We start from the raw sequence: 14,051 nt of genomic DNA, 5'->3' as shown, positions 1-14,051 counted from the left end.
CTACTTTTTTAAGAGTTCTAATATTTATTTGAGTCATATTGTTACTTAAGAGAACAAAATGGGGAAATTATACGGTATGTATCTTAAGGAAAACTTAATACAAGAGGAAAGGGGAAAGAAAGTAAATAACCCGGTTTTAAGCCCTGGAAAAATCAAAAGACAAGATACGTGAGATAGAGTGTCATTTGGTCCTCATCAGAGAAAGGGAAACCAAACGACGCCTGTTAAAGCTGAGGGGATTATTGAAAATTAACGGATGATCATTCAATGACATGCAAAACAACTTTTATCAACGCAGTTGTCTTGATAGCCATCAGTTTGCTTTGTCAAACTGCTCTAGTTATCGCTCAAGAACTGATACAGCCGAGCTTAACCTCTTCCTCCGCAGCTGGCGTTGAAAACACAGGTTTTTTTTAACCAGAAAACCTTGGCCTAGGGAAATTTTACTATAACAGCTTAAAATAGAATTGAATTTACTGTACGTAAAATTGAAGTAATTATATGCAATAAATGCGTATGCAGTTTAATAAAGCTCTCATAAAAAAACATTATTCTGGACATATACAAACCAGATTGAGCAAACAATGAGAAGCAAATATTGTATTCACCCTCTTAATCCTAATAATGGACCAGCCCTTGAATGTGACCCTAACTCTAACGAAGCTGTGACGTCATCGGATGATAACCCTTCTGTTTGGTATTTTTCTAATAATAACCGTTCAAGTGGTCGTGACTCACTATTTCGTTTAGGTAAAATACCTCATGAACAGGTCAACAAATTACACACCGAACTCTCTGTATTCGCGGGAAATATATATAAACTTATTTTGGGAAATCCTTATCCACAATACTTTGTAGGAAATATAGATCAACATGAAGATTTCGAGTTTATCGATCCTTTTGTAAGGGTGTGCAACAATGTTGAAAACTCTCTTTTGTGGAGAAAATGTTTATCTATAGATGATGAAAATCTCACCCTTTTTCAACAGTCTTACTCATTAGATGAAATAGAAAAGATCCCTCTTAAAGGTTTAACTTCATCTCTTGTAGCAGGCCTGTTTCTGGCAGAAGTTGATTGGAACTATGAAAATTTAGTCATAGCACCTGATGGAACCGTAGTAAAAATAGATCCGGGTCTATGTATTAATGATCTTTTTATGGAGGAAACAACGGAAGATATTCTTTTTAAATTAAAGAATCTTTTATTGCATTATGTTTATAAAATTGAAGATGAATCGTACTTCCCAGACTTAAAATTGCCCAATAGGGAAGGTTCAATAGAGGATTCTTATGAAGATTCAGAGCCAGCTCTTGCTGAGCTTATTCATGATAACATTTCTTTTTTATTTAATAATAAAAAAGAATTATTTCATACACTAATAGCTATAAGTAAACTTTCAGACGCAGTGGTTGAACAGGCCAAAAAAGATTTTTCACCAGAGTTCTCTGATTTTTCTAAAAAGCTTGTTGGACTTTTTTTAACCAGAATTGAACAATTTAAAAATGCGGCTGACTTACTCAAAGGGTTTAAAGAATATGCTACGCCTCGCCCTAAACAATATGCCCCCCTATTGAATAGACATTTTTTCTTTAGTCTTAACGTTACCACGCCCGAAGTAAAGGAAGACTCAAATTCAAACTTTTTTTATCTGCAGGATAAATCACTCAGCTGATTTGTATAAAACAAAATGAGGAAAATTGTAAAGGGTTCGTATTAAGGAAAAATCTACAAAAAGAAACTAAGTTTGTTAACAGAATAGGCGTTTAAGCTCTGGAAAAATCAAACGAAAGAATACTTGAAATAGAGGCTTGTCCCAAAGCTAAAGCCAATAATCTATCTATCCCTAACGCAACACCACTGCACGACGGTAAACCATGTTCCAAAGCCTGTAAGAGGTATTGATCTGCTGCAACTGGAGTCAGGCCTTGTTTTTTTCTGATCTCTTGATCGTTGGCAAAGCGTCTTGCTTGCGCTTGGGCTTCAGTTAACTCATGAAAACCATTAGCTAACTCTACTCCCTGGTAATAAACCTCAAAGCGTTCTGCAACGCCCTCGTTAATTTTTGCCAGAGAAGCCTGCGATGGAGGAAAATTATAAACCGCGACAGGAGCAGGCTCTTTACCCAGGAAAGGTTCAACTACATGACTCATTAATAAAAATAAATACTGATCTTTATCCTGCTCCTGAGGAGATAAGACATTATCCAAATGATATTGAATTAATAACTGATGTAATTGTTCTATCGAAGCAGTAAAGGGATCAATCTCACAGGCTTCAAGAAAAGCCTGTTGATAGGTTTTTATAATCATAGGCTTAGCACGAATAAGCGTTTGTAAGAGGGCATCCACCTCATCCATCAACGCATGATGATCAACGCCTAACTGATACCATTCCAATAAAGTAAATTCAGGATTATGCCATCGCCCTAACTCATCATCCCGAAAAACACGTGCTAATTGAAAAATGGGACCAGAACCTGCAGCAAGCAAACGTTTCATATGATATTCAGGAGAAGTTTGCAAACAATACGTCGCCTCCCTGAATATCGCTTTGATGTTACTCAAATAAACATCCGTTACGCCATACTGTGCCATCACCGGGGTTTCTACTTCTAAATACGAACGTTGAGTAAAAAACTGCCGAATTGCGGCCAAAAACTGAGCGCGCAGACGTAATGACTCTATAGAAGCGGAAGGTTGCCAGGATAGTTCAGACATGATTAATAAAAAATTCCTAACTCAAGACGTGCAGCTTCGGTCATTCTTTCTTGCGACCAGGGCGGTTCCCATACCAACTCAACAGAACAATCATTAACGCCTTCAACTTGATTCACCGCCTGCTCTACGGTACCAGGAAAAGTTTGAGCCACAGGACAACCAGGGGTAGTAAGCGTCATTTGGACGTCTACATGTCCTTCATCATCAATGGCCACATTATAAATCAAACCTAAATCATAAATATTGACGGGAATTTCAGGATCATACACCCCTTTAAGCGCCCCAATCACTGCCTCTTTCACTAGTTCTTTATCCTGTTTTCTCTTAAAGCCAAACATGAAGCCCCCTACAGACACCTATTCAGTTTTTACTACAGCGGTATCTTTATTTAAAGCCGCCTCCAAAGTATGCCAAGGTAAAGTGGCGCATTTGACTCGAGCGGGAAAAGCCTTAACTCCTGCAAGGACAGTCAATTTATCCATAGAACTCAGTTGAGTTTCTTCATCTAAAGTAAGCATATGATGAAAACGATGAAACAATGCATGCGCGTCCTCTATGGTCTTTCCTTTTACCGCTTCCGTCATTAATGAAGCCGATGCTTGCGAGATGGCACAACCACATCCTACAAAACTTAAATCCACGATCAAGCCGTCATTCAATTTAGCGTAAACGGTCAATTTATCACCGCATAAGGGATTAAAACCATTAGCCTGCGTCGTCGCATCATCCATGGTATGATGATTACGTGGATTGCGATTGTGATCAATAATGATTTCCTGATAAAGCTCTCGTAACTCGGCACTCATGCAAAAACCTCTTTTACTTTTTTCAGTGCTGCAACACAGTGATCTATTTCTTGCATTGTATTATAAAAAGACAAAGAAATTCGTGACGTGGCTGCAACCCCATAAAAATCCATCAAGGGCATAGCACAGTGATGCCCGCTACGTATGGCGATCCCTTCACTATCAAGAATCGTCCCTATATCGTGAGAGTGGATTTTGCCATGAACAAAAGAAATAATCGGTACTTTATGTTCCGCTGTTCCAATAATGTTAAACCCTTTTATCGATTCAATCGAAGCAGTAGCATAATTTAATAAATGGGCTTCATAGGCAGCAATCGCTTCCAAATCCAACGACTCTAAATAATCAATGGCGGCACCTAAACCAATTGCGCCAGCAATATTCGGAGTACCTGCTTCGAATTTTTGCGGAAGGGCCGCATATTCAGTCGTTTCAAAAGTAACGTAATTGATCATCTCTCCCCCACCTTGATAGGGAGACATGTTTTCTAAAAGCTCTTCTTTACCCCATAAAACACCTATGCCCGTGGGACCATACATTTTATGCCCTGAAAAAGCATAAAAATCACAACCTAAATCTTGAACGTCTATAGGTAAATGAGCTGTTGCTTGCGCTCCATCAAGTAAAACCTCAGCCCCATAGGCATGCGCCATCTCAATCATTTTTTTAACGGGATTAATGGTACCCAAAGCATTAGACGCGTAATTAATCGCGACAAATTTAGTGTTTTCATTTAATTTCTTTTCAAACTCATCAAGTAAAATTTCACCATCAAGAGAAATTGGGGCTACTTGCAGCTTGGCACCGGTTTGTTTACAGACCATTTGCCAGGGAACAATATTGGAGTGATGTTCCATATAAGTAATTAATATCTCTTCGTCGGGTAAAATACGAGGCGCAACAAGACTTTGAGCGACCAGATTAATGGCTTCGGTAGTACCGCGCACAAAAATACACTCACGAACTGATTTCGCATTGATAAAGCGTTTGACTTTGGCCCTGGCTTCTTCATAGTGCTCTGTTGCTCTAACGCTTAAAGCATGAACTCCCCGATGAACATTCGCATTATCATGCTCATAATAATTCGCCAGAGCTTGAATCACCGCCTTAGGCTTTTGAGTCGTCGCAGCATTATCAAAATAAATTAAATCATAATCATTGATCCTTTGATTTAAAAGCGGAAACTCATTACGAATCGCCTTAATTTCAAATGGTGAAAGTATTGAAGCATTTGTACTCATTTGCCTACCCCAGCTGTTGAGTTAATAAATTACCCATCCAATCAGCCAATTCACGATTGGGAATAAGTCTTAAATTATCCTGGGCAAATGCGTGGATTAAATAATGGGATGCTTCTAACCTGCCAATCCCGCGCGTCGCCAAATAAAATAAAGCTTCCTCATCCAATTGCCCCACCGTCGCACCATGAGAACACAGTACATCGTCGGCGAAAATTTCTAATTGTGGTTTGGTGTCAATTTCAGCATTGGCTGAAAGTAACAAGTTTTTATTTTGCTGTTTGGCATCGGTATGTTGTGCATCTTTCGCCACAATGACCTTGCCATTAAATACAGCTCGTGAACGGCCAGTTAAAATACCCTTATAATCTTGTTCGCTGGAACAATTGGGTACCAAATGGTGTACGGTTGTATGATGGTCTACGTGCTGCCCTTCAGCAGGGGCATAAATTCCATTCATAAGACATTGAGCATGCTCTTCTTGCAAATACATGCTGATATCACTGCGTACCAGTTTACCGCCCAAACTTAATGAATGGCTGGCAAAATGACTATGGGCTAATTGCTTAACCGATAAATGCCCCAGATGATAAGCGTCTTTACTTTCGTTTTGAATTTTATAATGGGTCAGTTGAGCCCCCGCCCCTACAAAAACTTCGGTGACTGTATTCGTCAAGTAACAACAGTCTGTCTCACCGCGATACTCTTCAATAAAAGTAGCCTGACTCTGCGCCTCAGCAATAATTAAATGCCGCAAATGAACAGCCTGGTTGGTTTGATCCTGAACATGAGTTAGAGCAATGGGCTCTTCGATACAAACCCCTTTAGGTATGTATAAAAACAAGCCGCACTGAATCATGACTGTATTTAAAAAATGAAAACCATGCTCCTGTTGTAAAATAGTTCCAAGATAAGGCTTAATAAGGTCGGCATGATCAACCAAAGCTACGGATAAAGGAAGAAGCAAAACACCAGAAGGTAACTTCTTAGCCAGTTCTTTTTCCCCGGAAATTAATCCATTGTGCATTAATAATTGGTGTTTTACCGGTAACTCAGAGCTTTTTAAACTCGTAGGATTTGCCTTAGAACTTTGGAGCGAAAAACGCTGCTTTAGCAAAGCATCTACATGGGTATATTTCCATTCCTCATCGTGTCGGGTAGGAAAACCATGACGATTTAATTCAGTTGACGCCTTAGATTGTAATTGAGCAAGCCAAGGATGGGGGGACAACCCTTTTTTTACCTGCTCTTGATAAAACTCTAAAATCTCGTTCATCACTGCTCCGTTTCCTCAAGCCAGCTATAACCTTTTTTCTCCAGTTCAAGCGCTAAAGACTTATCACCAGACATAATAATACGGCCATTCACCAGGACATGAATAAAATCAGGCTCAATATAATCCAGTAAGCGCTGATAATGAGTCACTAAAATAATGGAGCGTTCTGGCGAGCGCATGGCATTAACACCATGAGAAATAATACGCAAAGCATCTATATCCAACCCGGAATCTGTTTCATCAAGGATGGCTAATTTAGGCTCTAAAGCTGCCATTTGTAAAATTTCATTACGCTTCTTTTCACCACCAGAAAAGCCTTCGTTAATACTGCGATACAGGAAGCTTTCATCCATATCTAACAGCTGGCATTTTTCACGAATAAAACTCAAAAACTCTATAGCATCAAGGGTGTTTTTCCCCTGACCTTTACGAACTGCATTCACTGAGGCTTTAAGGAAATTGATATTAGTTACTCCAGGAATTTCTACTGGATACTGGAACGACATAAAAATACCAGCCTGTGCTCGCTCCTCAGGTGCCAAAGGCAGTAAATCATGGCCTAAATAACTAATTTCTCCACCAGTAACTTGATAAGAAGGATGACCAGCCAGTACTTTAGACAAAGTACTCTTTCCTGAACCATTAGGCCCCATAATGGCATGAACCTCACCTGCATTTACACGAAGGTTAATGCCTTTTAAAATGGATTGTGCATTTATTGCAACATTTAATTCATTAATTTTTAACATATTAGCCTACTGCCCCTTCTAAACTTATACCTAACAATTTAGTGGCTTCCACCGCAAATTCCATGGGTAATTCTTTTAATACTTGCTTACAAAAACCATTCACTATCATCGATACCGCATCTTCAGTATCAATGCCGCGTTGCTGACAATAAAACAATTGCTCTTCGCTAATTTTGGAAGTGGTCGCCTCATGCTCTACTTGAGCTGTTGGATTCTTCACCTCTATATAAGGAAAAGTATGGGCAGAACACAAACTACCCATCAGCATGGAGTCACACTGAGTATAATTACGCGCATTGGTAGCTGTCGGCGCAATACGAACCATACCACGGTATGCATTATGAGCATGACCGGCACTAATTCCTTTGGAAATAATGGTTGATCGAGTATTTTTACCAATGTGAATCATCTTGGTACCTGTATCGGCCTGTTGATAATTATTGGTTAAGGCAACAGAATAAAACTCACCGACAGAATCATCCCCTTGTAAGATCACACTAGGATATTTCCAGGTAATTGCAGAACCGGTTTCTATTTGTGTCCAGGAAATTTTTGAGCGCTTACCACGGCAAGCCCCTCGTTTGGTCACAAAATTATAAATACCGCCTTTACCCTCTTTATCACCAGGATACCAGTTTTGTACTGTTGAATATTTAATTTGCGCCCCATCTAAAGCAACCAGTTCAACGACTGCCGCGTGCAATTGATTTTCATCACGCATAGGAGCAGTACATCCTTCCAGATAAGACACATAACTGTCGGCATCAGCAACAATCAGTGTTCGTTCAAACTGACCTGTAGAGGCTGCATTAATACGAAAATAAGTGGATAATTCCATTGGGCAACGCACCCCCTTTGGAATATAAACAAAAGAACCATCGCTAAAAACAGCTGAGTTCAATGCCGCATAAAAATTATCTCTGTAAGGCACGACAGTACCCAAATATTGCATTAACAATTCAGGATATTTATGGACAGCTTCAGAGAAGGGACAAAAAATAACCCCTTTTTCCGCAAGTTTTGCCTTAAAAGTAGTCGCAACAGAAACACTATCAAAAACCGCATCTACAGCCACCCCGGCCAGCATTTCCTGTTCTCTAAGAGGAATACCTAATTTAGCATAGGTTTTCAGTAACTCCGGATCTACTTCATCCAGGCTTTTCGGTGCATCTTTTTTACTTTTAGGTGCCGAATAATAAGATATAGCTTGGTAATCTACTGGAGGATAGTGCACGCTAGACCATTCGGGATGAGGCATGGTTAGCCAATGTCTAAATGCTTTTAAACGCCATTCCAATAAGAACTCAGGCTCACCTTTAATGGCCGATAAACGACGAATAACGTCTTCATTCAATCCCGGTGGAAAGGTATCCACTTCGATATCGGTGATAAACCCATGTTGGTATTCTCTATCGAGCAGAGAATTAATTTGCTCACTGCTTTTAGCCACGATTTACTCCACTTGCTAATTGCCGGACGCGGTCAATATCCCGCGCCTGAAGAGTTGGTTTTGCCAATGCATCCAAACTCACACTATCCAGTGCTGTCTCTATTGCATGGCTTATTAATCGCCAATTACCCTGAATAGTACATACTCCTTGCAAAGAACAATCATTAGGTTGCAAGCTACACTCAGTAAAACCACGATGCTCTTCCAGGGCATAAATAATTTGAGATACTGATATTTCAGTAGCAGATCTTTGCAATCGATATCCTCCAGTCACTCCTCGTACTGAAGTCAACAGACCTGCGCCAGTTAAACGCTTCAAGATTTTACTTACCGTAGGTACAGCTAAATGAGTATGTAAGGCGATATCACGTGCGTTACACAATTCTTGCGCATGCTTGGCAAGATACACCATGACAACTGTTCCATAATCGGCCAATTTGCTAATGCGCAGCATAACACCCCCATATCAAATAATCTAGTACCGGATAAGTCTTAATTAAAGATAAATCACGGCAAGGCTTTCGTTCTCGACATCGTTTTCATTAAACTTGATGGAAACAATACTTACAGAGATCATTCCTGCGCAGGAATGGCGAGACACCTTAATTTATAGCAGTTAAACCGCCTGCAATCTCTACTTCCCAATACAAAGCACTTACTGCTAAACTTTACCCTCTATAGTATAAATATAGTACTAAATTGGTTCTATATGTGACAAAAGGCGAATAATACCTTATTGTAAAGGAACTATGCAATTAAAAGATTTTTTTTCATCTTGCTAAAGAGTTTAAAACACTTAAGAATAGAGAATAAAATCATTGTCTTAAGGAGGAAGGATGTCCCATGACAAAGAGCTCAGCGAACTGATGCAATCGGTTGCCGAAAAAAGCTTACAAATTATTGCTGACCTAAAGAAAAAACCTGCCCCACTCCCAGTCCTGGTTAACCAGTTCATTGATCTCACCGAACATTTTCAGAGTTTGATTACAGTCATTTTAAGAAATCCTGAAAAAGTAATAGAAATGCAGGTTTCTTATTGGGAAGATGCGGTAACTCTGGCTCAGTCCATGTTTCACTCCTGGCTAGAAGGCAAACCCATGCCAATCAATGATCATCGTTTTAGTGGTGATGATTGGCTTCACAATCCTTTTTTTAATCTGTTGAGCCAACAATATCTTTTAGCCAGTGAACATTTGAACTCCTTATTGGAAACCATGGAATACAGAGACAAAAATTCAGCGAAACGTCTGCAGTTTTTTACCAAGCAATATTTAGATGCCTTGTCTCCTTCCAATTTCCTCCATACTAATCCGCAAATTATGGCAGAAACCCTGGAAAGTCGAGGCAAAAATTTACTCCAGGGACTTCATAATTTACTGTCTGATCTGGAAGTAGATTCCTCCCGATTAACGATTAAAATGTCAGACCATACTGCCTTTAAATTAGGTGAAAATGTTGCGATTACCCCTGGAAAAGTAATATTTCGCAATGAAATGATGGAGTTAATTCAGTACACACCGCAAACGAAAAAAGTAAGCTCGGTTCCTTTGCTGATGATCCCACCATGGATTAACAAATATTATATTTTAGATTTAAGTCCTCATAATTCGTTAATTCGCTGGTTAGTAGCTCAGGGTATTACGGTATTTATCATCTCGTGGGTGAATCCCGATGCACGCTTTGCTAAAAAAAGTTTATTTGATTATTTACAAGAAGGCCCCAGAACTGCCGTTACAACCATTAAGAAGCAGTTAAAAGTTAAAGAGGTGAATACTTTAGGATTTTGTATCGGTGGAACCTTGCTTACAACACTCCTCGCTTATAATAAAGCCCATAATGACAAATCTATTCGCAGCGCCACCTTATTAGCATCCATGATTGATTTTAGCGATCCCGGGGACATTGCCGTTTTTATTGATGAACAACAAATTAAAAAACTGGAAGAGGAAATGGAGGCTAAAGGATACCTTGCTGGTAAATTTATGGCCTCAAGTTTTAACTCATTAAGAGCAAATGATTTAATTTGGTCCTTTTTTATCAAAAATTATCTGCGTGGCAAAAATCCAGTACCTTTTGATATCTTATTTTGGAATGCTGATTCAACGAATATGCCAGCCACAATGCACTCTCAATACTTACGGTGGATGTACTTGCATAACGATCTGGTAAAGCCGGGTAAAATTCGTCTCAATGATACCCCAATAGATGTTAGGACCATTGATAATCCTACGTTTTTCCTTTCCACCGAAAAAGATCACATAGCACCGTGGAAAACTACTTACATTGGCTTTCAATTAATGAACGGCCCCAAACGTTTTGTTCTGGGTGGTTCAGGACACATTGCCGGAATTATTAACTCACCCAATGCAATAAAGTATGGTTATCGTACCAATACCAACACCGAAGCCAGCCCAGAGGAATGGCTGGAACATTCAGCGGTCCATCAAGGCTCCTGGTGGCCGGAATGGCTCAAATGGCTTAAAACCCATTCTGGAAAATCCATACCAGCCCCGGAGTTTGACCAACTGTACTATGCCCCCTTAATGGATGCACCAGGTAGTTATGTACTTAAAAATAGTGAACATGAGGCTCATACATCCACAATCCCTGCAGAGACATCCCTGCCAAGTTAAGGATTTTTTACCTAATCCGTTCGAGTTGAGGAGGTGCTATCGCACCTCCTCAACCCAAACGCAATCAAAATAGTCCTTAAGGGCCGTATGCAGATATAGAGCTGGCTTTCGTTGTTCGGTGATATGCTCAAAAAGCATTATTAATCATGAGGTCACAGTTGATATTTCCGGAAACTATATTATTGAATACAGGCTTTTTGACACCTAAAAAGCTTTAACTTAATATATGAAAATTAGCTCTACCGTCAAAAATAATTCTACGGTCAAATAATAAAGCTCAGGATGGATTAAATGCGTAAATTGATGTTCATTGGGCTGATTATCTTACTTCAAACAGCATGCCAAAAAGAGGATAAATCGTTTAGTGGTTATGTTGATACAGATCTTGTCTATTTGTCCGCAGACTTTGGTGGACGACTTACCGATTTAGCAGTATTGAGAGGACAGTTAGTCACAAGTAATCAATTCCTGTTCCATTTGGAGCAAACCAGTGAGCTTTATCATGTTGAAATGAGTCAGCTAAACAGTAAATCCCTTCTCGCTCAACGTCAGCAAATTATGATTCAACAGCATTATAACGAAATAAATTATCGTCGAATTGTAGATATGCGTAAACAAAATGCAGCAAGTCAAAATGATCTGGATGCTGCCCAAAGAGATTTAAATGTTTCAAAACAACAATTGGCTGACATCGACTTTAAACTTAAAAGTAGCCACATTGATACCGCAGATAATAAATGGCGAGTAACACGTAAGGAAAACTTTGCTCCGGAACGTGGAATTATATTCGATACCTATTATACAAAAGGGGAATTTGTTCAAGCGGGTTACCCTATTCTCTCATTGATTACCCAAAATAATATTAAGGCCATATTTTTTGTTCCCGAGAAAAAATTGAATCAGCTACGTATTAATGCGCCAGTTAATATCAGGACCAATCAGAATGCTAATTTTGCTACGGGACATATTTTCTACATTTCAAATATCGCTGAATATACTCCCCCTATTATTTATTCCCGCGAGGAACGTGAGCGATTAGTATTCAGAGTTGAAGCAAGAATTGATGCTCCCGATTTAGAAAAAATACATCTCGGCCAGCCCGTGACTTTGGAATTAGCTTAATGAGTGATTATGCTATTGATGTTAAAGGGCTAACCAAAAAATTCGATAAAAAAGTTGCGGTGGACCACATTGCCTTAAAAGTAGAAAAAGGAGCTATCTTTGGCTTTCTTGGTTCAAATGGCAGTGGAAAAACAACTACCATCCGGATGATTTGCGGTCTTTTAACTCCCACAGATGGAGAGGGATATTGTCTGGGTTATGATATTAAAACTCAAAGCGATAAGATAAAAACACACACAGGGTACATGCCTCAAAAATTCAGTTTTTATACTGGATTAACCGTTTATGAAAATCTTCGTTTCGTTGCCGATATTTTTCAAGTCAAAAATCGAGTCGCAACAATAGAGGAAATGATTAAAGAGCTAGGTTTTGAAGACTATCGAAACATACAAGCTGGCAGTTTATCAGGGGGATGGAAACAAAGACTGGCTTTGGCCTGTAGTATACTACATAAGCCCCAACTATTATTTTTGGATGAGCCTACAGCGGGCGTCGATCCCAAAGCCCGTAAAGAATTTTGGGATTATTTACATAAGATATCCTCCCGTGATGGCACTACCATCCTCGTGACCACTCATTATATGGACGAAGCCGAAAAATGCACAAACCTCGCCTATATTAATTTAGGAAAACTATTATATACCGGCCGCACACAAGACTTAGTTCCTCAATCTAAAGTTAAAACCTACATATTGGAAGTCAGTAGAAAAGAACAAAGTCCATTACTCGAAAACATAGAGGATTCATACCCGAAGCTATTAGCTTCTATCGTCAATAATGAATTACGAATTTCATCCTCCAATCACGAACTCCTGAAAAAACTAATTGAAGATAAAAAAGATTTATTATTTAAAGAAGTTACCCCTTCTTTTGAAGAAGTTTTTATTGGATTAATGCGATGAATTATAAAAATCTAATTCAAGGAATCTCTTTATCGCGTCTGTTAGGTTTAATCCGTAAGGAATTTATTCTCATCATTCGCGATCACGGCACCATCGCTATGTTAGTAATCCTTCCGATTATGCTACTTATTCTCTTTGGCTTTGCCATTGAATTTGATCCGAAACATCTACCCACTTCGATTATTAGCTATGATAATACCCCATTAACCAGAAATTACATTAACAGTCTCGAAGCATCAGGATATTTTAGAATGACTAAAGAGATATCCGATGAAAATAAAAAAAATCAGGATTTCGCTAATGGGAAAATAAGCTTTGCCTTTACTATCCCGCCTAATTTTACTCGTAAATATATTCGTAATGAAAATCCGCAATTATTGGTTGAAATCGATGGTTCAGATCCCGGAAGCAGTGCTAGCGCTCTGGGCAATGCGCTCCCCATACTGAATCAAACACTGGACACGTTTAATAAGCAAGGTTTGGGTTCCCCATCTCCAACAAACTCCAAAAGGAGTGTTAATCTGGTTATTCACAGGCTTTACAATGAATCCAATACCAGCTCTTATAATATCGTTCCGGGGTTAATTGGTGTGTTGCTGACTTTAACCATGGTAATGCTTACATCAACTGCGATTACCTCAGAAAAAGAATCCGGTACGATGGAAATGTTATTAAGCACCCCCTTAAAACCAACTGAGATTATTCTTGGTAAGGTGATCCCTTACATCGTTTTAGGGTATTTACAACTAACAAGCATTTTAATTTTTGGCAAACTACTGATTCATATTCCTACTGAAGGAAATTTAATTTTGCTTTACCTAGCTGCTGCACCGTTTATTATTGCGAATTTAATGGTAGGTATGATTTTTTCCACTATAGCTCGCACCCCCATGCAAGCAATGCAACTTAGTGTTTTTTTCCAGTTACCTTCAATGTTTTTGTCAGGTTATATTTTTTCTTTCTATGGTATGCCAGTATGGGCACAAATTTTAGGGTACTGTGTGCCTATGACCTATTTTGTTCGCATTACGCGAGGAATTTTACTTAAAGGTAATACACTTAGCCAAATTGTCCCTAATATTTTACCCATTTTATTGATCACCATTATTTTAATTATTTTGACGGGAACAATATTTAGAACAAAACTCGATTAAATT

Annotated in this window: 13 protein-coding genes; 5 read left to right on the top strand and 8 right to left on the bottom strand. The window is 39.0% G+C overall.

Going from position 1 to position 14,051, the window contains the following annotated elements; genetic code table 11:
- The first annotated feature begins 584 nt into the window (after nt 1-584).
- Nucleotides 585-1,673 (top strand): hypothetical protein, encoded by a 1,089-nt coding sequence (locus LOX96_RS15205; protein ID WP_250423928.1) that lies wholly within the window; start codon nt 585-587, stop codon nt 1,671-1,673.
- Between the two features lie 91 nt (nt 1,674-1,764).
- Here the strand turns inward: LOX96_RS15205 and epmA are convergent, their stop codons facing one another.
- The 8 genes from epmA to LOX96_RS15165 are packed head-to-tail and all read right to left on the bottom strand — an operon-like array spanning nt 1,765 to nt 8,691.
- The gene (epmA, locus tag LOX96_RS15200) at nt 1,765-2,718 is read right to left on the bottom strand and encodes an elongation factor P--(R)-beta-lysine ligase (RefSeq protein ID WP_250423926.1); all 954 of its coding nucleotides are present in this window, start codon (nt 2,716-2,718) and stop codon (nt 1,765-1,767) included.
- Nucleotides 2,719-2,720: 2 nt separating this feature from the next.
- On the bottom strand, nt 2,721-3,056 hold the full coding sequence (locus LOX96_RS15195) for an SUF system Fe-S cluster assembly protein (RefSeq protein WP_250423924.1): 336 nt from the start codon (nt 3,054-3,056) through the stop codon (nt 2,721-2,723).
- 18 nt (nt 3,057-3,074) lie between these two features.
- Nucleotides 3,075-3,524 carry a Fe-S cluster assembly sulfur transfer protein SufU gene (gene sufU, locus LOX96_RS15190; RefSeq protein ID WP_250423915.1) on the bottom strand — a complete coding sequence of 150 codons (450 nt, stop codon included), beginning with the start codon at nt 3,522-3,524 and terminating at the stop codon, nt 3,075-3,077.
- Entirely contained in the window at nt 3,521-4,765 is a 1,245-nt protein-coding gene (locus tag LOX96_RS15185; RefSeq protein WP_250423907.1) for a cysteine desulfurase, read from the bottom strand. Before LOX96_RS15185 ends, sufU begins: the two co-directional genes overlap by 4 nt.
- Nucleotides 4,766-4,769: 4 nt before the next feature.
- Entirely contained in the window at nt 4,770-6,038 is a 1,269-nt protein-coding gene (gene sufD, locus LOX96_RS15180) for a Fe-S cluster assembly protein SufD (protein WP_250423905.1), read from the bottom strand.
- Nucleotides 6,038-6,787 (bottom strand): Fe-S cluster assembly ATPase SufC, encoded by a 750-nt coding sequence (gene sufC / locus LOX96_RS15175; RefSeq protein WP_250423896.1) that lies wholly within the window; start codon nt 6,785-6,787, stop codon nt 6,038-6,040. Before sufC ends, sufD begins: the two co-directional genes overlap by 1 nt.
- 1 nt (nt 6,788) lies before the next feature.
- Complete coding sequence (sufB, locus tag LOX96_RS15170) at nt 6,789-8,237, bottom strand: Fe-S cluster assembly protein SufB (protein ID WP_250423895.1); 1,449 nt, start codon at nt 8,235-8,237, stop codon at nt 6,789-6,791.
- Nucleotides 8,230-8,691 (bottom strand): SUF system Fe-S cluster assembly regulator, encoded by a 462-nt coding sequence (locus LOX96_RS15165; protein ID WP_250423892.1) that lies wholly within the window; start codon nt 8,689-8,691, stop codon nt 8,230-8,232. Before LOX96_RS15165 ends, sufB begins: the two co-directional genes overlap by 8 nt.
- Nucleotides 8,692-9,073: 382 nt before the next feature.
- Between LOX96_RS15165 and LOX96_RS15160 the strand changes: the two genes are divergently transcribed.
- The 4 genes from LOX96_RS15160 (at nt 9,074) to LOX96_RS15145 (ending at nt 14,048) form a co-directional block, all read left to right on the top strand.
- The gene (locus LOX96_RS15160) at nt 9,074-10,870 is read left to right on the top strand and encodes a PHA/PHB synthase family protein (RefSeq protein ID WP_250423885.1); all 1,797 of its coding nucleotides are present in this window, start codon (nt 9,074-9,076) and stop codon (nt 10,868-10,870) included.
- A gap of 291 nt (nt 10,871-11,161) precedes the next feature.
- Nucleotides 11,162-11,992: an HlyD family secretion protein gene (locus LOX96_RS15155; RefSeq protein ID WP_250423884.1), complete on the top strand. Its 831-nt coding sequence runs from the start codon at nt 11,162-11,164 to the stop codon at nt 11,990-11,992.
- Nucleotides 11,992-12,894: an ABC transporter ATP-binding protein gene (locus LOX96_RS15150; protein WP_250423882.1), complete on the top strand. Its 903-nt coding sequence runs from the start codon at nt 11,992-11,994 to the stop codon at nt 12,892-12,894. Before LOX96_RS15155 ends, LOX96_RS15150 begins: the two co-directional genes overlap by 1 nt.
- A complete protein-coding gene (locus tag LOX96_RS15145) occupies nt 12,891-14,048 on the top strand; it encodes an ABC transporter permease (protein ID WP_250423880.1) in 1,158 nt (385 codons plus the stop codon). The genes LOX96_RS15150 and LOX96_RS15145 overlap by 4 nt, the downstream gene beginning before the upstream one ends.
- Nucleotides 14,049-14,051 lie beyond the last annotated feature (3 nt).

It is taken from the genome of Legionella maioricensis (assembly GCF_023618015.1).
Taxonomy (GTDB): Bacteria; Pseudomonadota; Gammaproteobacteria; order Legionellales; family Legionellaceae; genus Legionella; species Legionella maioricensis.
Note: the sequence above shows the minus strand (reverse complement) of the source record. Positions and strands in the feature narration are given on the sequence as shown.

Bases quoted from the DNA above. Each gene is read 5' to 3' on its own strand.
- LOX96_RS15205 (WP_250423928.1), top strand. From the start codon at position 585: ATGAGAAGCAAATATTGTATTCACCCTCTTAATCCTAATAATGGACCA.
- epmA (WP_250423926.1), bottom strand. From the start codon at position 2,718: ATGTCTGAACTATCCTGGCAACCTTCCGCTTCTATAGAGTCATTACGT.
- LOX96_RS15195 (WP_250423924.1), bottom strand. From the start codon at position 3,056: ATGTTTGGCTTTAAGAGAAAACAGGATAAAGAACTAGTGAAAGAGGCA.
- sufU (WP_250423915.1), bottom strand. From the start codon at position 3,524: ATGAGTGCCGAGTTACGAGAGCTTTATCAGGAAATCATTATTGATCAC.
- LOX96_RS15185 (WP_250423907.1), bottom strand. From the start codon at position 4,765: ATGAGTACAAATGCTTCAATACTTTCACCATTTGAAATTAAGGCGATT.
- sufD (WP_250423905.1), bottom strand. From the start codon at position 6,038: ATGAACGAGATTTTAGAGTTTTATCAAGAGCAGGTAAAAAAAGGGTTG.
- sufC (WP_250423896.1), bottom strand. From the start codon at position 6,787: ATGTTAAAAATTAATGAATTAAATGTTGCAATAAATGCACAATCCATT.
- LOX96_RS15165 (WP_250423892.1), bottom strand. From the start codon at position 8,691: ATGCTGCGCATTAGCAAATTGGCCGATTATGGAACAGTTGTCATGGTG.
- LOX96_RS15160 (WP_250423885.1), top strand. From the start codon at position 9,074: ATGTCCCATGACAAAGAGCTCAGCGAACTGATGCAATCGGTTGCCGAA.
- LOX96_RS15155 (WP_250423884.1), top strand. From the start codon at position 11,162: ATGCGTAAATTGATGTTCATTGGGCTGATTATCTTACTTCAAACAGCA.
- LOX96_RS15150 (WP_250423882.1), top strand. From the start codon at position 11,992: ATGAGTGATTATGCTATTGATGTTAAAGGGCTAACCAAAAAATTCGAT.
- LOX96_RS15145 (WP_250423880.1), top strand. From the start codon at position 12,891: ATGAATTATAAAAATCTAATTCAAGGAATCTCTTTATCGCGTCTGTTA.